This window comes from Paenibacillus thiaminolyticus (assembly GCF_007066085.1).
Classification (GTDB): domain Bacteria; phylum Bacillota; class Bacilli; order Paenibacillales; family Paenibacillaceae; genus Paenibacillus_B; species Paenibacillus_B thiaminolyticus.
Window position 1 is genome coordinate 6,122,903 of the sequence record NZ_CP041405.1, and the last position, 21,654, is coordinate 6,144,556.

At 58.7% G+C, this 21,654-nt stretch carries 8 protein-coding genes; all 8 read left to right on the forward strand.

Translation table 11 applies throughout. The features are described from left to right. Window positions 1-12 precede the first annotated feature (12 nt). The 8 genes from FLT43_RS26960 to FLT43_RS26995 all read left to right on the forward strand — a co-directional run bounded on the left by FLT43_RS26960 (window position 13) and on the right by FLT43_RS26995 (window position 21,480). Window positions 13-7,866: a type I polyketide synthase gene (locus FLT43_RS26960; protein WP_087442975.1), complete on the forward strand. Its 7,854-nt coding sequence runs from the start codon at window positions 13-15 to the stop codon at window positions 7,864-7,866. Continuing rightward, window positions 7,863-14,339 carry a type I polyketide synthase gene (locus FLT43_RS26965; RefSeq protein WP_087442976.1) on the forward strand — a complete coding sequence of 2,159 codons (6,477 nt, stop codon included), beginning with the start codon at window positions 7,863-7,865 and terminating at the stop codon, window positions 14,337-14,339. The genes FLT43_RS26960 and FLT43_RS26965 overlap by 4 nt, the downstream gene beginning before the upstream one ends. A 167-nt stretch (window positions 14,340-14,506) precedes the next feature. Beyond that, on the forward strand, window positions 14,507-15,676 hold the full coding sequence (locus FLT43_RS26970) for a bis-aminopropyl spermidine synthase family protein (protein ID WP_087442977.1): 1,170 nt from the start codon (window positions 14,507-14,509) through the stop codon (window positions 15,674-15,676). Between the two features lie 25 nt (window positions 15,677-15,701). Continuing rightward, window positions 15,702-16,160, forward strand: coding sequence for a GNAT family N-acetyltransferase (locus FLT43_RS26975; protein WP_087442978.1), 459 nt, complete (start codon window positions 15,702-15,704; stop codon window positions 16,158-16,160). Then, window positions 16,153-17,178, forward strand: coding sequence for an HAD-IIIC family phosphatase (locus FLT43_RS26980; RefSeq protein ID WP_244194235.1), 1,026 nt, complete (start codon window positions 16,153-16,155; stop codon window positions 17,176-17,178). The genes FLT43_RS26975 and FLT43_RS26980 overlap by 8 nt, the downstream gene beginning before the upstream one ends. A gap of 3 nt (window positions 17,179-17,181) precedes the next feature. Beyond that, a complete protein-coding gene (locus FLT43_RS26985) occupies window positions 17,182-17,436 on the forward strand; it encodes an acyl carrier protein (protein WP_087442980.1) in 255 nt (84 codons plus the stop codon). A 364-nt stretch (window positions 17,437-17,800) separates the two neighbouring features. Continuing rightward, window positions 17,801-20,116, forward strand: coding sequence for a N,N-dimethylformamidase beta subunit family domain-containing protein (locus FLT43_RS26990; protein ID WP_087442981.1), 2,316 nt, complete (start codon window positions 17,801-17,803; stop codon window positions 20,114-20,116). 62 nt (window positions 20,117-20,178) lie between these two features. Continuing rightward, entirely contained in the window at window positions 20,179-21,480 is a 1,302-nt protein-coding gene (locus tag FLT43_RS26995) for an alkaline phosphatase (protein ID WP_087442982.1), read from the forward strand. Window positions 21,481-21,654 lie beyond the last annotated feature (174 nt).

Here is a 21,654-nt window from a genome sequence, read left to right on the forward strand (position 1 = left end):
AGGGGCGGTAAGATGAGTGCTGCGAACGGAAATTACGAAGGAACCGGCCTGGAAATTGCCGTGATCGGCATGGCGGGACGATTCCCCGGAGCCAAGAACCTGGCCGAATTTTGGGCCAACTTGCGCGACGGCGTGGAATCGGTCACTTTCTTTACGGATGAAGAGCTAAGAGATGCGGGGATCGGGCCCGAGCTGCTCGAACATCCCCAGTACGTAAAGGCAAAGGCGATGCTGGAAGACGTGGAATCATTCGATGCGCCGTTTTTTAACTATACGCCGCGGGAAGCGGAGCTGGTTGATCCACAGTTCCGGCTCTTCCATGAATGCTCGTGGGAGGCGCTGGAGGACGCGGGGCACACGCCCGACACGGACGGAAAATTAATCGGCGTCTATGCGGGGGCCTCGCCCAATACCTATTGGGTCGCCAACCAGATTATGAGCGCACCCCATGCCAGCGATCATTTTCAAATCTTGCAATTGAACAATCCGTCGTTCACGACACGGATTTCCTATAAGTTGAATTTGAAAGGCCCGAGCGTGAGCGTGCAGACGGCCTGCTCCACCTCGCTCGTGTCGATTCACCTCGCATGTCAGGGATTGCTGGGGGGCGAATGCGATCTTGCTCTGGCCGGAGGCGTGTCGATCAATTTGCCGCGCATCACCGGATATCTGTATCAGGAAGGCATGATCCAGTCGCCGGACGGTCATTGCCGGCCCTTTGACGAAGGAGCCAACGGCACCTTGTTCGGAGACGGCATCGGGATCGTCGTGCTGAAGCGGCTGGCTGACGCCCTGGCCGACGGCGACACGATCCATGCCATCATCAAAGGCTCGGCGATCAACAATGACGGCAGCCGGAAGGTCGGCTACACGGCGCCAAGCACGAACGGCCAAGTCGAGGTAATCCGGGCCGCCCATCATATGGCCGAGGTGCATCCGGAGAGCATCGGCTATATCGAGGCGCACGGCACGGGGACGGCACTCGGCGATCCGATCGAGGTGGAGGCGCTGCAGCTTGCCTTCGCCACGGAGAAAACCGGCTTTTGCCAAATCGGATCGCTCAAATCCAATATCGGTCATCTCGATGCCGCCGCTGGGGTCGCCGGCTTCATCAAAGCCGTGCTGGCGCTCAAGCACAAGCAGATCCCGCCGAGCCTTCACGTTAAGAATCCGAATCCGAAAATCGACTTTGCCCGTTCGCCCTTCACCGTCAACACAAAGCTGACCCGCTGGAACAGAGCGGGCGGTCCGCTGCGGGCCGGAGTAAGCTCCTTCGGCATCGGGGGCACGAATGCGCACATCATCTTGGAGGAAGCGCCGCCAGCAGCTGCGGGATCCGAGGGACGGGACATGAAGCTGCTCGTGCTCTCTGCCGAGACGGAGGACGGCTTGGAACGCGCGACCCGCAACCTGGGCGAGTTCCTGCGCGACCACCCTGAGACATCATTGGCGGATGCGGCGTACACGCTGCACACGGGGCGCAAACGGTTCCGGTTCCGCCGCGCGCTGGTCTGCTCCGATGTCCGGGAAGCGATCGCATGTCTGGACGATCCCGCGAACGGCAAAGTACATACGGGCGAATCGGAGCTCGATCAGGCCCGCGTCATCTTCCTCTTTCCCGGGCAAGGCTCGCAGTATGTGAACATGGGGCTGGATTTGTACCGGAAGGAGCCGCTGTTCCGCGCGGAAATGGACCGCTGCTGCGAGATCATCGCCGCGGCGGGCGGTCCCGATCCAAGGGAACTGCTGTATTTGGAGGAAGGCCGTGCGGCAAGCCTGTCTGCGGCGGATCGCATCAACCGGACGGAAGCGGCGCAGCCGGCCTTGTTCGCTTTCGAATATGCGCTGGCCAAGCTGCTGATGTCGTGGGGTATCCAGCCGCACGCGATGATGGGCCACAGCATCGGCGAATATACGGCGGCGTGCCTGTCCGGGGTGCTATCGCTTCAGGATGCGCTGGAGTTGGTCACGCTGCGCGGGAAGCTGATGCAGAGCCTGCCGGCCGGCGAGATGCTGAGCGTCTCGCTCTCCGAGGAGAGCTTGAGCGCGCTCCTTCCGCCGGAATTGGCGCTGGCGGCTGTTAACGGGCCGGAGCAATGCGTCGTATCGGGTCCGCCCGCGGCGATCGCTTCGTTCGCGGCGGCGCTGTCCGAGAGGCAAGTGGCGCACCGGAAGCTTCATACTTCGCATGCGTTCCATTCGGCGATGATGGAGCCGATATTGGCGCCGTATGCGGACAAGGTGAAGCAGATCGCGCTGTCCGCGCCAACCATCCCGTACATATCCAATGTGACGGGAAGCTGGATGACGGCGGAGGACGCCGCCGATCCGGGTTACTGGACCCGGCACGCGCGGGGGACGGTCCGGTTCGCCGACGGAGCGGCGAAGCTGCTCCAGGAGAAGCAGGCCGTATTTGTCGAAGTCGGACCCGGCAATGCGCTCAGCAGCTTCGTCCGCAAAATGCAGGCACAGGCCAAAGCGGGCGGGGGGCATGAGGCGCATCATCTTATCCGTCATCCGCAGGAGCAAGCCGCGGATGATGCCTACTTGCTGGAGAAGATAGGCAAATTGTGGATTGCGGGCGTGCGGATCGATTGGACGGAGTACTATGCTTCGGAACGGCGCCGCCGGATAGCCTTGCCGACCTATCCGTTCGAACGCCGGCGCTATTCCGTGGACGGGATGAGACTGGCCGCGGGCGGCCTGCGGCGGGCAGCCGCTGTGCGGGAAGGAGTCATTCCGGAAGACTCCATACGGGAAGGAGCGCTGCCGGGAGCGGGAAGCGGGCGCGAAGCTGCCGCGCGGGGCGGCGCAACGGCCCGCCCGGTGTCGGCATCGTCCATCGAGCACATGATAGCGGATACGGTGCAGCGCCATTTCGGCTTTTCGGACCTCGGCATGAACGATAACTTTTTTGATATCGGAGCGAGCTCGCTCGATATTTCCCAGTTGGCCGACAAGCTGGCAGGGACGCTCGGCAAGGACATTCCCGTGGTCGCGCTGTATTCGTATCCGACCGTCCGCACGCTGGCGGCGTTCCTGCGGGATGATGGGCTGCACACGCCGACAGAGGAGGCGGAGGCGCAGAATGAAGAGCGCCGCCGCGCTATAGAAGAGGGACTGGCGCGGACCGAGCGGATGAGGTCGGCTTCGCTTCAGGAACGAATGCCGGTGGAGCAGGGCGAACGGCGGGAGAGCGGATCCTCCGCCTCCGGGGAGAGCGGGCTCGACATTGCCGTCATCGGCATGGCCGCCCGCTTCCCGGGCGCGGATAATCTCGATGAGTTCTGGCGCAATCTGCGCGACGGGGTCGAGTCGATTACGTTCTTCACCGGCGAGGAGCTGCTGCAGGAGGGCGTCGATCCGGCGCTCGTCTCCCACCCGTCTTATGTGAAAGCTAAGGGCATCCTGAATGGAATCGACCAATTCGATGCCGCCTTTTTCGGTTACTCGCCGCGGGAAGCCGAGCTGATGGACCCGCAGCTGCGGCTGTTCCACGAATGCGCGTGGGAAGCGCTGGAATCGGCCGGGTACAACCCGGACGCCTATCCGGGACTTATCGGCGTCTATGCGGGCGCGACCCCGAACTTAGAATGGGTCTCCCGCTTCGCCGGGGGCTTGGGCGGTACGGAGCGATTCAGCGCCATGCTGCTCAATGACCGGGAATTTTTCAGCACGCAGCTATCCTATAAGCTGAATCTCCGCGGACCGAGCATCTCTATGCAGACCGCCTGCTCGACTTCGCTGGTCAACATCGCGCTGGCCGCCCAGGGGCTATTGGCGGGGTCGTGCGATATCGCCTTGGCAGGCGGGGCCACCGTCAGCGTGCCTCACAAGCAAGGCTATCTGTACGAAGACGGCATGATTCTGTCGCCGGACGGGCACTGCCGCGCCTTCGACGAGCAGGCAGCGGGAACCGTCTTCGGAGACGGCGTCGGCGTCGTCATCCTGAAGCGGCTGCGCGACGCCATCGCGGACGGGGATATCATCCATGCCGTCATCAAGGGCTTCGGCCTGAACAATGACGGCATGCGCAAGGTGGGCTTCACCGCCCCGAGCACGAAGGGACAGGCCGAGGTTATCCGTGCGGCCCATCTGATGGCCGGAGTGGAGCCGGAGAGCATCACTTATGTCGAGGCTCACGGAACGGGCACGAATATGGGGGACCCGATCGAGATCGAGGCGTTGAAGGAGGCGTTCCATACCGAAGAAACGGGCTTTTGCCGCATCGGATCGGTCAAGTCCAACGTCGGGCATCTTAACAGCGCGGCCGGAGCGGCGGGCTTCATCAAGACGGTGCTGGCGATGAAGGCGAGGCAGATTCCGCCGACCCTGCATTTTGAACAGGAAAATCCAAAGATTGACTTCGCCAACAGCCCGTTTGTCGTCAACACCGCCCTGACGCCTTGGGAGAGCGGCCGCTATCCGCTGCGCTCCGGGGTCAGCTCGTTCGGAATCGGGGGCACCAATGCGCACGTCGTCCTGGAGGAGGCCCCGGTCTTGGAGCCATCGAGCGAAGGGCGAGCCGATAAATTGCTGCTGGTGTCGGCAAGAACGGCGACGGCTCTGAAGGAGGCGACAACGCGCTTGGCCAAGTTCCTGACGGAACGCCCGGATATCAATCTGTCGGATACGGCGTATACGCTGCAAGCAGGGCGGAAGGCTTTCGAATGGAGAGCCGCGTTCGTCTGCGGGACGGCGCAGGAAGCGGCCGCTATTCTGGCATCGCCCGAGCCTGACCGGATAGCGATGGCCGAGACGGGAACGCAAGCCCGCTCCGTCGTGCTCCTGTTCCCGGGGCAAGGCTCCCAATACGTCAACATGGGCCGCGGGCTGTACCGTGACGAGCCTGACTTCCGCGAGGAGATCGACCGCTGCCTCGCGCTCATTCAACCGCATCTGGCGCTAGACTTGAAGGCCGTGCTGTATCCGGACGAGGCAGGCCGCGGCACGCGGGAGGACGAGCTTATGCTGCGGACGGACATCGCGCAGCCGCTGCTGTTCATGGTCGAATATGCGCTTGCCAAGCTGCTGATGCGATGGGGCGTTCGCCCGGAGGCGATGATGGGACACAGCATCGGCGAGTATGTCGCCGCTTGCCTCGCGGGCGTGTTCACGCTGGAAGAAGCGCTGCAGCTTGTCGCGCTTCGCGGCCGGCTCATGCAGGGGATGCCTGCCGGAGCGATGCTCAGCGTAGCGCTGCCCGAGGCTGAATTGCGCGGCATGCTGCCGGACCGGCTTGCGCTGGCTGCCGTCAACAGCACGTCCTTATGCGTCGTCGCCGGGGAGTCGGACGAGATAGACGAATTTGCCCGGCTGCTGGAAGGCAAAGGCTGCGCATGCCGGCGTCTCCATACCTCCCATGCGTTCCATTCGCATATGATGGATCCGATTTTGCCGGAATTTGCAGACCGAGTGCGCTCGATCCGGCTGAAGGAACCGGAGATTCCTTTTATATCCAATGTGTCCGGCACGTGGATCACGCCGGAAGAAGCTACGGATCCCGAATACTGGGTCGGGCATTTGCGGTCGGCCGTGCGCTTCGCGGACGGGCTGGACGAACTGTTGAGCAATCCGCGCGCCGTATTCATCGAGGCGGGCCCGGGCAATGCGCTCAGCACGTTCGTACGCAAGCATCTCGCGGCTTCGCGGGAACGGGTCGCCGTCAATCTGCTGCGGCACCCTCAGGAAGGCGATTCGGATTCTGCTTACTTGCTTCACAAAGTCGGCCGCCTTTGGCTGGCCGGCATCGATATCGATTGGGCGGGCTTCTATGCGCATGAACGGCGGAGGCGCGTCGAGCTGCCGACCTATCCGATGGAGCGGCAGCGCTATTGGCTGGATGAGGCGCAGCAGCCGCTGGCAGCGGGGCGTCCAACCGGGCCGCGGAGCGGGGGCAAAAACCCGAACATGGCCGACTGGTTCTACTACCCTTCGTGGGAACGGACCGTGCTGCAGGAAGGATCGGACAAGCCGGACGAGGACGGGAAGCATGAATGGCTTATCTTCGCGGACGGCTGCGGAATTGCGGACGAACTGGCCGCGCTCGTGCGGAAGGAAGGACATCGGGCCGTCCTCGTGGAGGCAGGCCCCGCATTCGCGAAGCGCGATGACGATACGTTCACGCTGTCCCCTGGCTCGGCGGAGCAGTATGCGCAGCTATTGGAGGATCTGCGCGCCCGGGAGCTTATGCCGGATCGGGTCGTCCATTTATGGAATGTTACGGCCGCCGACGAGGAATTGCCGGATGGGAACGGTTCCGGAGCGGAGGCCGAGTCTGAACGACGTCAGCAAGAGCTCGGGTATTACAGCTTGATCTTCCTCGCGCAAGCGCTTCGCAAACAAAAGGAGTCTGCGGATGTCCGCATCGCGGTCGTGTCGACCGATATGCAGGAGGTAACGGGTCTGGAACGGCTGTCTCCCGGCAAAATAACGCTGCTGGGTCCAAGCATAGTCATCCAACAGGAATACAGCGGCATGAGATGCGTGAGCATCGATATCGATGCGCCGACAGGGAGCGGACATCACCGGCGAACCGCCGAGCGTATCGCGGCAGAGCTGTCGGTTCCGGCTTCGGATCGTCTGATCGCTTACCGCGGCCTATACCGTTGGGTGCAGCAGTATAAGCCGCTCGCTCTGCGCCAAGCAGATCCTCCGGCAGCGCCATTCCGGGAACGCGGCATCTACCTGATCACTGGCGGCCTCGGTGGAATCGGCATGCTGACGGCGGAGTATTTGGCGCGGCATTTCCGGGGGCGGCTTATTCTTACCGGGCGTTCCTCTTTCCCTGCGCGGGAGGAGTATGGCCATTGGCTGGCCGAACACGGCGAAGCGCATCCGATCTCTCGCAAAATCAAGCGGGTGCAGCAGTTGGAAGCGTTGGGGGCCGAGGTGACTTACATCCAGGCCGACCTGTCCGACGAAGCGCAGATGAACCGCGTCTTCGAATATATGGACGCCGCATACGGCTGCGTGAACGGAGTCGTGCAGGCAGCCGGGCTTCCCGGCGCAGAATCGTTCCGCGCGATCGAAAATATCGGCGGAGGCCAGTCGGACGAGCAGTTCCGGGCCAAAGTCCAAGGGCTGCAGACACTGTCGAAGCTGCTGGCCGGGAGAGAAGCGGATGTGTGCATTCTGTTCTCCTCCATCGCAAGTGTGCTCGGCGGGCTTGGCTTCAGCGCCTATTCGGCCGCGAATCTGTACATGGACGCCTTCGCCCGCAGACAGAATCGGGCAGGGGGGACGAGGTGGCTGTGCGTCAATTGGGATGCATGGGAGTTCTGGGAGCAGCACAGCTCCACCATTGGGGAATCGCTCGTCGAACTGGCGATATTGCCTGCCGAAGCGCCGGATCTGTTCCGGTACGTCTACAACCCTTGCGGCAGCAGCCAGGTTATCGTTTCCACCGGAGATCTGGACATGCGCATCGATCAATGGATTCGGCACGCAGGCAAGAAGCAGGAAGAACCGGCGGGAAGCGGCGCCTCGCTCGGCCGGCCGAATCTGACCAATCCGTATGTCGCGCCGCGCAACCGGATAGAGAAGGCGATCGCCGACGTGTGGACTCGGTTTTTCCGTATGGACGAAGTAGGCATCCATGATAACTTTTTTGACCTGGGGGCGAGCTCCCTCGACATGATCCAATTGACCGGAAAATTAAATGAATCGTTGGGCGAAAGCATCGCCGTCGTCGATTTGTTCACCTATCCCAGCATACATGCGCTCGCGCAGCGCCTGACCCGGAACGGACAGGACGAGGCGGAGGAAGCGGAGCTGGAGCAGCAGTTGATCGGTTCGGTGGCCAAAGGAAAGAAACGGCAGCAGCAGCAAAAAGAAAAAAGACGCAAAGGAGAGGTCTTGCAATGAGCGTATCGAGCGGAAGAGAGTACACCGGATCCGAAATCGCCGTCATCGGCATGTCGGGAAGGTTCCCGGGAGCCAAAAACTTGCGGGAATATTGGGACAACCTCTGCAACGCCAGGGAGAGCATTTCCTTTTTCAGCGAAGAGGAACTGCTGGAGGCCGGCATCGATCCGGACACGCTGCGCCATCCGAATTTTGTGAAGGCCAAAGGGATGCTGGATGACATCGAGTACTTCGATCCCGAGTTTTTCGATTACACCCCGCGCGAAGCGGAGGTGATGGATCCGCAATTCCGCCTTCTGCACGAATGCTCCTGGGAAGCGCTCGAACAGGCGGGCTACGATCCGAAGACGTACCGCGGGTCCATCGGGCTCTATACCGGCGCAGCCTTCAATTCCCATTGGTTCATGCGGGCGTTCAAAGGGCTGGGGACGGCGGAGGAATCCGCGACGCTGGAGACGGCGATGCTGAATCTTCGCGATTATATGGCGACCCTTGTATCGTACAAATTGAATTTGAAGGGGCCGAGCTTCACGGTGCAGACCGCTTGCTCCACATCGCTCGTGGCCGTGCATCTGGCTTGCCAAGGCTTGCTCAGCGGCGAGTGCAGCATGGCGCTTGCCGGCGGGGTGTCGATTCAACTGCCGCAGAAAAACGGCTATTTCTATCAAGAAGGCATGATCAATTCGCCTGACGGGCATTGCCGCGCCTTCGACGAACAGGCGGCCGGCACGGTCTTTGGAGACGGCGCGGGCATCGTCCTTCTGAAGCCGCTGGAGGATGCGCTCGCGGACGGCGACCATATCTTCGCCGTCATTAAAGGCTCGGCGATCAATAATGACGGGAACCGGAAAGTGGGATATACCGCGCCGAGCACGCAGGGACAAGTGTCCGTCATCAGGGCCGCTCATCATGTGGCGGAAGTGGAGCCGGAAAGCATCAGCTACATTGAAGCGCACGGAACGGGGACGACGCTGGGCGATCCGATCGAGATCGAAGCGTTGAAAACCGCATTTCAGACAGAAAAGAAACGCTACTGCGGCATCGGCTCAGCCAAATCCAACATCGGACATTTGAACAATGCCGCGGGAGTGGCCGGCTTCATTAAGAGCGTGCTCGCCTTGGCGAACAAACAGTTGCCGCCGACGCTTCACTATGAACGTCCGAACCCGAAGATCGACTTCGAGAACAGCCCGTTCTATGTCAACGACCGCTTGCAAGATTGGATGAGCGACGGCGGGCCGCTGCGTGCCGGAGTCAGCTCCTTCGGCATAGGCGGAACAAATGCGCATGTCGTGCTGGAGGAGGCGCCGCTCGCGGCCGCTTCCTCCCCGGGCAGAACGGTGCAGCTCATCGCCTTGTCCGCCAAGACGGAAGCCTCGCTTGAACGGCTGACCGAGCGAATGGCGCGGCATATGCAAGAGCATCCGGACGTATGCCTGGCCGATATGGCCTATACGCTGCACGTGGGGCGGGCGGCGTTCCCCCATCGCCGCACACTCGTCTGTGCCAGCGCAGAGGAAGCGGCCGCCAGCCTGGAACAGCCGGACGGTGCCGATGTCCAGAGCGGGATGGCCGAGGCGGATGACAAGCCTGTCGTCTTCATGTTCTCCGGCCAGGGCTCGCAATACGCCGGCATGGGCCGGGAGCTGTACGAGCGGGAGCCGGTGTTCCGGGCCGAGGCGGATCGCTGCTTCGAACTGATGCCGGATGCAATCGGCAAGCAGGTGAAGCAGGTTCTGTACCCGTCTGGCGAAGAGGCTGATGCGGAGGCTTCCGGTCTAATCAACCGGACAGACATTGCGCAGCCCGTCATCTTTACAGTCGAGTACGCACTGGCCAAGCTGATGATGGACTGGGGAGTGCGTCCGCAGGCGATGATCGGGCACAGCATTGGCGAATATGCCGCCGCATGCCTCGCCGGCGTCTTTCCACTCGAGGACGCCATCCGGCTTGTCACGCTGCGCGGACAAATGATGCAGAGTCTGCCAGGCGGTGTCATGCTGAGCGTGCCGCTGAGCGAGCAAGAGCTGCTGCCGCTGCTGTCCGGCGGGTTGTCCCTGGCCGCGGTGAACGCTCCTTCCATGTGCGTCGTGTCCGGAACGCAGGAAGCGGTCGAGGCCTTGGCTGCCCTGCTGGAGGAGAAGGGGCATGCCTGCCGATGGCTGCATACGTCCCATGCGTTCCATTCCGCCATGATGGACCCCATCCTGGAGCGATATGAGCAGGAGGTGGGCAAGCTGACGCTGCATCCGCCGCGCATCCCGTTCATTTCGAACGTGACGGGGACCTGGGTTCGGGATGAGGAAGCAGTGAGCCCGGCCTACTGGGCACGGCATCTGCGCGGCACGGTACGGTTCGCCGACGGACTCGCGACACTGTTCGCCGAGATCGATGCCGCGTTCGCGGAGATTGGCGGAGGCAATGCGCTGACCGCCTTTGCACGGCGGTACGCGGAGTCAACGGGGGAGCGCGTCCTGGTGAACTTGATGCGGCATCCGCAGCAGAGTGCGTCGGATGTGGCGCATCTCCTCCTTCAAGTCGGACGGCTGTGGAACGCCGGCGTGACAATCGATTGGTCGCGCTTCTACGGGGAGGAGCAGAGAAGTCGCATCCCGCTGCCCACCTATCCGTTCGACCGCAGGCGCTTCTGGATCGATGAGGAAGGAATCCGCATCGTCCACTCCGGCTCGGCTGCGGAGGGCGCGGGGCATTCCGGCGCAGCGGCGCCAGCGTCCCGGCGGGAGACAGCGACTGGAACAGCCGCGCCCCGGAATTCGCTGGAAGAGACGCTGGCCGGCATTTGGCGGGATCTGTTCGGTATCGGGGAGATCGGGATTCATGATGATTTCTTTGAATTGGGCGGCCACTCGTTGAAGGCGACCAGCCTTATCGCCAAGATCCATAAAGAGCTCGACGCGGAGCTGGCATTATCGGATATTTTCAACATGCCGACGATCAGCGCCCTTGCCCGGCACATCGCACAGATGGAGAAAAATCAATATTTCGCCATCTCGCCGGCGGAGCCGAAACCGTATTATCAGGTGTCTTCCGCTCAGAAACGGACGTTCCTCATCCATCAGCAGATCGGCGACGTAACGACCTACAACATGCCGATGGCCTTGCTGGTTCATGGCAAAGCTGACGCCGATCGGTTCGAGCAAACGTTCATCAAATTGATTCACCGTCATGAAAATATGCGGACCTCGTTCCACTTGGTTGGCGGAGAGCCGATGCAGCAAGTCCATGAAGCCTTCTCGTTTGCGGTCGAACGCCTGGAAGCAGACGAGCAGGATATGAATAAAATCGTGCGCAAGTTCATCAAACCGTTCGATCTGGGCCAAGCCCCGCTGATTCGCGCCTCTTTCGTCAAGCTTGGGCCGGAGAAGCATGCGCTGCTTATGGATATGCACAATATCGTGTCGGACGGCGCATCTATGAACGTATTCATTAAGGAGTTCAGCGATCTGTATGCGGGGAAGGAGCTCCAGCCGCTGCGGATTCAGTATAAGGATTATGCGGAATGGCAGCACCGCCTGCTGGAAGGAGACATGATCCGGAAGCAGGAGGAGTACTGGTTGAGCCAGTTCCGGCACAGCATCCCGGTGCTGAATATGCCGACCGATTTCGAGCGGCCCGAATTCCAATCGTTCATCGGCAGAGCGCACAAGCTCACTCTGCCCAAGGCGACGGCGGATCGGTTGAACGCTGTGGCCAAGTCCCGCAACGTCACGATCAACGTGCTTTTGTTCCACCTGTACACTCTCGTGCTGCACCATTATACTGGCCAGCGCGACATGACGGTCGGATCGCTGGTCGCAGGCCGGCGGCATGCCGACGTGGAGCCGTTGATCGGCATGTTCACCAACTTTTTGCCGATACGGGTCAGCTTCGAGGAGAACCGCACCATCCTCGACCAGTTGCTCGTGTTGAATGACACGATGATGAACGCGTACGAAAATCAAGATTTCCCGTTCGACCGGATGGTGGAGAAATTGTCGGCGAAATTGCCGCGCGGCCGCAATCCGCTGTTCGATACGATGATGATTTTCCATAACGAATTTGACGGGAACCCGGTGTTGAAGGCCGAAGGACTCACCTTCGAGAACTATGACATTACGAAGGGGATCTCCAAGCTCGACTTTAAGCTCGATATCGGCTTTGCCGATGACGGCGGGCTGCTCTGCGTCATGCAGTATAACACGGCCCTGTTCGTCGAAGACACGATAGCGGGGCTGATGGGGCACTTTGTCGAGTTGATCGACAATGTGCTGGCCGATCCGGAGCGGAAGCTGGGGGAGATCCGGCTGCTCTCCGAGGCGGAGCAGAGCGAACTGGCCGCCAAAAGACGCAAACCGGAGCCGGAAAGCGCGTTTACCGTGGTTGCCGCCTCCACCTTTACGGCGGAGCCGATCCGTCCGTATGTCAAATGGTGGGGCGAGCAATTCGGCTTGCGCCTTGACATTCATTTTGCGCCTTACCATCAAGTGTTTCAGGAGCTTTTGGATCCGGACAGCGCGCTCTCCTCCGAGGGCGATGCGGGATTGCTCCTCGTGCGGTTCGAGGATTGGCTGCGGGATGATCGCTCGCCGGAGGACAAGCAAATTAAGAAGCTGGAGCGGGCGTTCTCCGATCTGGCGCAGGCTTTGTCTGCAATGAAGGGCCCAAGGCCGCTGTTCGCCGGCGTGTTTCCGGTGTCGGCTTCGCTTGGAGCTTCACCGGTCATGGCGAGCTATTTGGAGGAGCTGACGAACCGATGGAAGCGGGAGCTGGAAGAGAAGGAGCATGTTCATGTCATCGACTTCAGAGAGGTTGGCGGGATGTTCGGCGTGGAGCACATCGATGATGCCGCCGCCGATCAAGCGGGGCACATGCCGTTCACGCCGGAATATTACGCGGCCATTGGGACGTTCACGGCGCGCCGCCTGTTGGCTTGGCACGGGCATCCGTTCAAGGTCATTGCGGTCGACTGTGACGATACGCTGTGGAACGGAGTATGCGGCGAAGATGGAGCCGAAGGAGTCACGGTTACGGAGCCTTGCCGCGATTTGCAGCGCTGTCTGCTGGAGAAGCAGCGCGAAGGCATGCTGCTTGTCCTTGTCAGCAAGAACAACGAGAGGGACGTGTGGGACGTATTCGACAAACATCCGGACATGCTGCTGACAAAAGAGGACTTTGCCGGTTGGCGCATCAACTGGAGCACGAAATCTGAAAATCTGCGCTCGCTGGCGGAGGAGCTGCGGTTGGGACTGGACAGCTTCATCCTCCTCGATGACAGTTCGCTGGAATGCTCGGAGGTTCGCTCGAATTGCCCGGAAGTCCTGGCGCTGCAGCTGCCTGAAGAACGGCAAGTGCCGGCATTCCTGCGGCATGTATGGGCGCTGGATCGCATTCGCGTGACGGAAGACGACGAGCGAAGAACCGAAAGGTATGCAACGGAGCGCAAGCGCGGCGAAGTTCGCGCATCCGCTTCATCGCTGCAGGCCTTTCTCCATGATTTGGAGCTCGTGATGAGCATCAAGGAGGCGGAGGCCGGGCAGTTGCCGCGCATCGCCCAGCTTATGCAGCGGACCAATCAATTCACGCTGAATGCGGACCGCAGCATGGCGGACGGCTTGCCAGCCATCCTGTCGAAGCCGGATACGGCGTGCTGGGCCATCGAAGCCGCGGACCGATTCGGAAGCTACGGACTGGCCGGGGCTGTCATTACCCGATGCGAGGACGGCATCATGCATCTGGATTCTTTCCACATAAGCTGCCGTATCCTCGGAAGAGGAATCGAAGCTGCCGTGATCAGCTCATTGAAGCCGTACTGTCTTGAACGGAATGCCGCTTTTATCGAAGCGGTATGCACGCTTACCGGGAAGAACGAACCAATGCTGGCCTTTTTGCAATCGGGTGGCTGGAGTGTCATGGAAGAGACGGACCGGACCGTGCGCTTCCGGTATGCCGTCGAGGATATCCCCGACGCTATCGATCATATCGAATGTGTCCGCAATGCTCCTCTTCCTGTCAGGGAAGAGCCGCAGCATGCAGGCAACGCCACGCCGCGCGAGTCCGCGACGGTCACGGTGGCCGCGGGAAGCTTCGAGCAGCCGTCGTGGGACATGGTTCTCGACGGGCGCTACCCGCAGCTGCACCAGCATCAGCTGCTCCCGCTGCACTATTATAATGCGGTCCGGCTTCTCCAATTGCCGGTGCAGAACATCGAGGAAGGAGCGCCGCTGAGAGCCGCCTACCGCGCTCCGGCCAACGAGGTGGAAGCGGCTATGGTGCAAATCTGGGAACGGGTGCTCGGCATCGGCGGCATCGGCATCGACGACGACTTTTTCCGGCTGGGCGGCACTTCTCTTCATGCCGTTCGGGTCGAGGTGGAAATGGAAAAGCAGGGCCTCTTCGCGGATGGACAGCAATTATTCAAATATCGGACGATTCATCAACTGTGCCCGTTTATTCGTGTTTCCGTCATGGATTGAACCGGACCTTCTTGTTTTCTGCTCATGGCATCGGCCGCATAATTGCGGCCGGTGCCTTGCTTTTGTATGGGAAATATAGGATAATGATTGCGTTGTAGACATCCAGGAACATACATATAGACATATTGATGGGATTTGTAATCGATAAAGGAGATAGAAGAAAAAATATGAATAAAGAAGCGCTCGATTCAATTTATTCCCAAGTGTCCATTAAGGATGGAAAAAAAGCGATTGAGAACATTCTTCTGGATATTTACTTCAAGCCGGGCATCTCTACCAAGGAGATCGCGCGCAAGACGCTGCTGCCGCTCCCGATTGTGGCGGCTATCAAGAAAGAGTTCATCAAGGCGGGACTGATCGAACAAAGCCGGGGAGTCAACTGCACTCCGAGAGGGATGCGGTTCGTTGAGCATGCGATGGGTTACGGGCAGCTGAACCGGACCTTGTATCAGCGATTGAAGCAGGGGCAATGGCATCTGGACGATCTGCATGACATGATGTCGAAGCTGGAAGGCGTCTTTGAGAACCGTCCCCAGGTCGATGTCACGATCGACCAATCCCGCTGCACGCTGGAGACGAGTATGAAGCGGGCCGTGCTGGCGCTTCAGCACGAAGTTCTTATCGGGCGGGATATCGTCTGTCTGGGGGATGATGACCTTGTCAGTGTGTCGTTGGCGTTTCTCCTTAAGCAGTTGTTTCGGGACAATCCGCATAAATCCAATACCCGCATTCATGTGTTCGAGATTGACAAACGCATCATCAGCTACGTGAACTATGTTGCGGAATCCGAAAATTTACCGATTGTCTGCTATGAAACGGATTTTCGCGAACAGCTCCCGTCTGAATTTTTGCACCGTTTTGATTGCGTTTTCACGGATCCTCCCTATACGCTCCAGGGCCTGTCTTTATTCGTATCGCGAGGCATCCAGTTGCTGAAGCCGGAAATCGGGCTGCCCATTTTTCTATCGTTCGCCCACAAATCGCCCGACTTTGCTTTGGAGATGCAGCGCGAATTTTCCCGGATGGGCTTGCTTGTCACGAGTGTGCTCCCGCGCTTCAACCAATATCTCGGGGCGGAAATTATAGGTAACACGAGCCAGATGATTGTGTTACAATCTACGGAAGAGACGAAGGAGAGCATTGCGCGTGATTACCGGGACGCCCTCTATACGGGAGAAGTAAGGCGCACCATTCGCGCCTATGAATGCAAACGGTGCAGCCTCGTGACCGAGGTTGGCTTTCAAATGCAATGGCAAACGATTGAACAGCTGAAAAAGAAGGGCTGCCCGAGCTGTCATCATGACTCCTTCGAGCTTATTCAAAAAAAGAACGCATAACAACGCAGAATGGAGTCATAGCAAGATGCCGATTAGACAGATCGAGCCGGATGATATTGCGGTTATCGCTCAATTTGAAACGGACATTTCCGTTATCTCATTCGGAGATGAAGCGATTACCGATCCTAGCTTTCATATCAGAAAGCTGGAAAAAGCGCTTCACTATGAAAAAAAAGGAATGTTTGTGCTGGAAGTTGACGGGAATGTCGCAGGCTGGATGTGGATTACGCCGCGGGAAAACTCGGTCACGAAACAGATGTACGCGAATTTCAAAAGCTTCTATATCGCTGAGCCCTACCGCGGCACCGCTTATGTGGATGAGCTCTTCGATGCGGGCATGACGTATTGCAAAAGGGCAGGAACCGAGCGCATCATCGGCAAGGTGCATGTAAGCAATTTGCCGATGAGGCTGCTGTACAAGAAGTACGGCTTCAAGCCGACGCATCTGACGATGGAGTGGTTCTCCGGTGAAGCAGATGATTAAATGTATCGTATGGGATTTGGACGATACGCTGTGGGAAGGAACGCTGAGGGAAGACGAGGCCGCTATCAAGCTGCTGCCGGAGATGGCAAGCGTCCTTGATACGCTCGATCGGCGCGGGATTCTCCACAGCATCGCCAGCCGCAACGGTTGGGAGCAGGTGAAGGACAAGCTGGAGCAGTTGGGCATCGCCCATTATTTCTTGTCCCCCCAATGCCATTTCGATTCAAAGGCAGCGAGCATCGAGCGGATTGCCCAGGAACTGAACATCGGCTTGGATGCCATGGCCTTTATCGATAATGATCCGTTCGAGCGCTTCGAAGTGAATTTCTATGTGCCGGAGGTTCGGACTTATGATGCTGGGAATTATCGGGAGCTTCCCGGTTATCCTGAATTCCAGGCAGGCCAGTTGACCGAAGAAGCGGCCAACCGGCGGCAGTATATGCAGGCGCGCTACATGCGGGAGGAAGCTCGCAAAGCACATACAGGCAGCCGCGAGCAATTTTTGAAGGAATGCGGAATGAAGCTGCGGATCCGGCTGGCGAGGGAAGAGGATTACCCGCGGGTGGTTGAATTATCCCGCCGCACGAACCAGATGAACAGCTTGTTGGAACGAATCGATTTTCCTTTCGTCGAATCGTACTGCGCCCGGGATAACCACTACTTATATGTGGCCCGGCTGGAGGACCGGTTCGGTGCGCACGGGCTGATCGGAACCTGCTTTGCAAGCGCCGCGGCCGACGGGATCGACATCAATCTGTTTTGCATTTCCTGCCGGATTGAAGGCCGGGGCATCGCCTCCGCCTTTTTGTACACCGTTCTGGAACAGCTGGAACAACAACAACCGCAGGCGGCCACGGCGCGCTGCCGGTTAGTCAGCAAGCAGCGGAATTTGCCGGCGAGGCTGTTGTTGGAGATGCTGGGCTTCAAGAAAACGACTACGGAGGACGAGCAATCCGTCTATATGCTGCAGCTGCCGCTCCCGCGGAAGGCATTCGATTGGCTCGAGATAGGAGAATAAGCGATGAACCGCGATGCGATCGAACAGGAAATTGCCGGACTACTTCAAAATATGCTCAAACTGCCTTACGTCGATGCGGACACCGTCTTAATTGGCGAGACCGGAATCCTGGACTCTATGACGGTAATGAGACTGCTTGCGGAAATAGAGAGGCGGTTTGATTTTACGCTGGATGAAGACGATCTGACGCTGGATTCCATAAGCAGCGTCAAGCGTCTGGCGGAGTGGGTCATTCAGAGCAAACAGGCAGGTCATTAAGTTGGCCTATCTACTCAATAAGTTGTGAAATCTCATAGAAATGGATATCGCGCTTTCTGGCAGGTTCAGCCTGCCGTAGAGCGCGATTTTTATTTGTTCAAGAAGGCCGGCCTCTTGAGAACAAGAGGCAGGGTACATAAAAAAAGGCAGGATACATAAAAAGAAAAGAATAGATTCAATTGAAAAACTTAGCATGCTATAATTATTTTGAAATATATAACATCATGAGAAAAATTATATAAACATATCGAATTTTGCTAATAGGGGGTGGCTCCGTTATCAAGGCCCGGCGTCCATAAACAGCAGCTACGACGGAACGGATTCAAGGCGCATAAGAAAATTCTGAACTAATGGAGGAATTTCAATGAAGCCGAATGAACAGGGAACAGCCAGCGAGACTGATTCGAAGACACAAGATGCCGTCAACGTGGTCGGGTACGCGGATCGATTTAGCGTCCAGCCCGGACAAGCACTGAATTTTATGATCGACACGGCGAGTTCGAGTTATACCGCCAGTGTGGTGCGGATATGCGGCGGGATGCCGGATCCGGATCATTCGCCCTATTTGCCGACGGAACCGGTACCGGCGGATTGCGCCGGCGAATACCCGGGACGGCGGAAGACGACCGCGATCGGCTCCTATGCCGAGCTGCCGCTGCCGGAAGAATGGATGCAAGCCGGGGAATTCTCGCTTCAGATGTGGGTGTACCCGACGCTTCCGCAATATGAGAAGGCGCAGACGATCTGGTCTGCCAAATCTCCCGACGGTTCAACCGGGGCGGATGTGACGCTGGACCAGGACGGACATGTAACGTTTTCCTTGATCGGCCGCTGTGGGCATTCCGTTGCCGTTCGCTCCGAGGCGCCGCTGCACGGTCATGAGTGGCACTTCGTAGCCGTTCAATATTCAGTCAGTCGCGAAGCGGCACTGCTCTTCGTGAGTCAGCAGGTCGGCTGGAGGCCCGATGACGGAACGCAAGTCAGCACGGCGGCTGCGAAGCTGGATTACAGTCAGACGGTCATCTCCAGCGTGCTGCTGGCTGCGGATTCGGACTCCGCGGCGCCGGGCGGCGTGTCCCGCCACTATAACGGGAAAATCGGAAATCCTCGCTTGTTCCAACATTATTTTACGGAAGCCCAACTGTATGACTTGGCGCGCGGCACGCAGACGGAGCCCGATGTCGCGCGTCTCATTGCGGATTATGACTTCAGCGACGGCATTTCAACGACCCGTCTCTCCGATCGCTCGGCTGGAGGGCATCATGGGATTTTGCGCCAAGGGGGAACCCGCGCCGTTACAAGTCACAATTGGACCGGGGAGCAGACAGACTACCGGCTCGCGCCGGAGCAATACGCTGCCATTCATTTTCATGACAACGACATCGAGGATGCCGGCTGGGAAGCCGACATCACGTGGCGGCTCCCGGAGGATCTGCGAAGCGGCATCTATGCGCTGAAGCTGGAGGCTGAAGGCAGCATCGATTACATTCCGTTTTTTGTGCGGCCGACGCAGGGGACGGCAACCGCTCCCGTCCTGTTCCTGGCGCCCACCAATACGTATCTGGCATATGGGAACGAGCGGCTGTTCAAGTACGCCAAAGAATATTTGGGCGAGGACTATGTTCTTCCTGTACAGGATGTTTATTTGGACGAGCATCCGGAAATGGGCAGTTCCATATATGACCTGCACAACGACGGCAGCGGCGTCCAATATTCTTCCCGGCTGCGGCCGCTCCTGAATATCCGGCCTCATTACCGGAACTGGCGGGCTGTGCGCCATTTCTCCGCAGATCTGTACATTACCGGCTGGCTGGAGCGGCGGGGCCAGAGCCATGATATCGCGACGGACGAAGATCTGCACCATGAAGGCGCCGGCTTGCTGAGCCGTTACAAGGTGGTCATAACCGGCAGCCATCCCGAATATTGGACGCGTCCGATGATGAAAGCGCTGGAGCAGTATTTGGCGGAGGGCGGCCGCTTAATGTATTTGGGAGGCAACGGATTTTATTGGGTGACGAGTCTGGATCCGGAGCGGCCGCATCTATTGGAAGTGCGGCGCGGCAATGCGGGCTCGCGCTCCTCGGATTCTCCGCCGGGCGAACTCTTTCATAGCACGACTGGAGAGCCTGGAGGCATATGGCGTCATTTCGGTTATGTGCCGCAGCGGCTTGTCGGGGTAGGCGTTACCGCTCTGGGCGGCGGCTCGGCATGTGGTTACCGCCGATTGGAAGACAGCTTCCATCCGGCGGCGCAGTTTATTTTTGAAGGCATCGGCGATGACGAGATCATTGGCGACTTCGGATATGCGGCCGGCGGCGCCGCCGGCGATGAGATCGATCGCTACGATCTCACATTCGGCACGCCTCCGCATACGCTGTGGCTGGCCACGTCAACCGGATTCGACAACCATTACCAATTCGTTCATGAAGATCAATTAAATACGGCACCGGGTCAAGGGGGATGCGATAACTCGCTTGTACGGGCGGACATGACCTATTTCGATATTCACGGCGGGGGCGCGGTCTTCTCGGTCGGATCGATCAACTGGGCCGGGAGTCTTGCTTGGAACGACTATGACAACAATGTCGCCCGCATTAGCGACAACGTTCTGAAGCGATTGTTGACGGAGTGCGACAGCTCTGCTGCCTTATCGGCCGGAGCGGGTGCAATGGAGACTTGATGTGCCAGGGACTGTAGGAGAACCGATAAAAAGAATTCGCTTTATTATGGGGGAAATAAAGGATGAAACGTAAACTTGCCGCGATCGTCTTGGGAACTGTGCTTGTCTTTTTTCAGTTTGGTTTTCCGGCCAATTCGGCAGCCGCCTCAGCGGCGAAGGCGAAAAACGTTATTTTTATGGTTCCGGACGGCTTCTCACCCGCCTATGCCGCCAGCTACCGCTTGTATAAAGGCGACTTATCCGTGATGGACCCGCTGCTTGTAGGCATGGTGAGGACGTATTCGGCCAATTCCGCGTTAACCGATTCCGCCGCTGCCGCGACGGCGATGGCAACGGGTTACAAGACGAACAATGGAATGATCGGGACGACTCCGGACGGAACACCGCGCCGGACGCTTCTCGAGGCGGCGCGGGAACAAGGCAAGTCAACTGGTCTGGTCGCGACGGCGAACATTACTGATGCGACGCCGGCTGCTTTTTCATCGCATATCGCCTCCCGTGACGAAGAAAGCGAGATTGCCCCGCAGCAGTTGGCAAATGCCGATGTTCTGTTGGGAGGAGGCAAGGCCTTCTTCCTTCCCGAATCGATGGGCGGCAAGCAAAAGTCACGCAATTTGTTGGAGGAAGCAAGGCGCAGCGGTTACACTATCGTGGAGGACCGCACCCAACTGCAAGCCGCAAAAGGCAGCAAGCTGCTCGGGTTGTTCGCGGGCGGGGACATGGCACCCGAGCTGGATCGGAAGCATACGAATGAACCCAGCTTGAAGGAAATGACCGGGAAAGCGATCGACGTTCTCCGCCAAAACAAAGCCGGCTTTTTCCTGCTAGTGGAAGGGAGCCAGATCGATTCGGCCGGGCACTACAATGACGCCGCTTGGGCGATGAAAGACACCCAGGCGTTCGAAGAGGCGGTCGCGCTGGCGGTCGACTTCGCCAAAAAGGACGGCAACACATTAGTCGTCATCGTTGGCGATCACGACACGGGCGGAATGTCGGTGGGCGGATACGGCCAAACCGATGCCAAGCTTGAGGTGCTGCACCATGTCAAGGCATCCGGGCTCTATATGGCAGACAAGCTGAAGGCGGATAGAAGCAATATCACAGAAGTGCTTACAACGTATGCCGGCATCGATCCGACCGCTGCGGAAGCAGCCAACATCAAGAACGCCAAAGATGCGGTGCATGCCATTAACGCCGTGATTAGCGAACATGCGCTCATTGCCTGGACAACCTATTTGCACACCGGCGTGGACGTCCAAATCTATGCATTCGGTCCGGGAGCGGATTTATTCCGGGGCTTGCACGACAATACGGATTTGCCGCATCTCGTCGCGCAAGTGCTGCACATCGATTTTAAGCGGTAACCGTCAGACGAAGTGAAGCTTGCTAGGAAAAGAGAGGGCTGTCCCACAGTGAGACAGCCCCTTATCTCATGGCTCGACTTGCCGGAAAACTGCAAAACTTCAGCATTCCAATATGAGGTGTACTCCGTTACAGGGAATCCTGCAAAACTGCACGATTTCAGCCTATTCAATGGT

What these genes read in the sequence shown, in the direction of transcription:
- FLT43_RS26960 (WP_087442975.1), top strand. Translation starts at nt 13, where the DNA reads ATGAGTGCTGCGAACGGAAATTACGAAGGAACCGGCCTGGAAATTGCC.
- FLT43_RS26985 (WP_087442980.1), top strand. Translation starts at nt 17,182, where the DNA reads ATGAACCGCGATGCGATCGAACAGGAAATTGCCGGACTACTTCAAAAT.
- FLT43_RS26970 (WP_087442977.1), top strand. Translation starts at nt 14,507, where the DNA reads ATGAATAAAGAAGCGCTCGATTCAATTTATTCCCAAGTGTCCATTAAG.
- FLT43_RS26990 (WP_087442981.1), top strand. Translation starts at nt 17,801, where the DNA reads ATGAAGCCGAATGAACAGGGAACAGCCAGCGAGACTGATTCGAAGACA.
- FLT43_RS26965 (WP_087442976.1), top strand. Translation starts at nt 7,863, where the DNA reads ATGAGCGTATCGAGCGGAAGAGAGTACACCGGATCCGAAATCGCCGTC.
- FLT43_RS26975 (WP_087442978.1), top strand. Translation starts at nt 15,702, where the DNA reads ATGCCGATTAGACAGATCGAGCCGGATGATATTGCGGTTATCGCTCAA.
- FLT43_RS26980 (WP_244194235.1), top strand. Translation starts at nt 16,153, where the DNA reads ATGATTAAATGTATCGTATGGGATTTGGACGATACGCTGTGGGAAGGA.
- FLT43_RS26995 (WP_087442982.1), top strand. Translation starts at nt 20,179, where the DNA reads ATGAAACGTAAACTTGCCGCGATCGTCTTGGGAACTGTGCTTGTCTTT.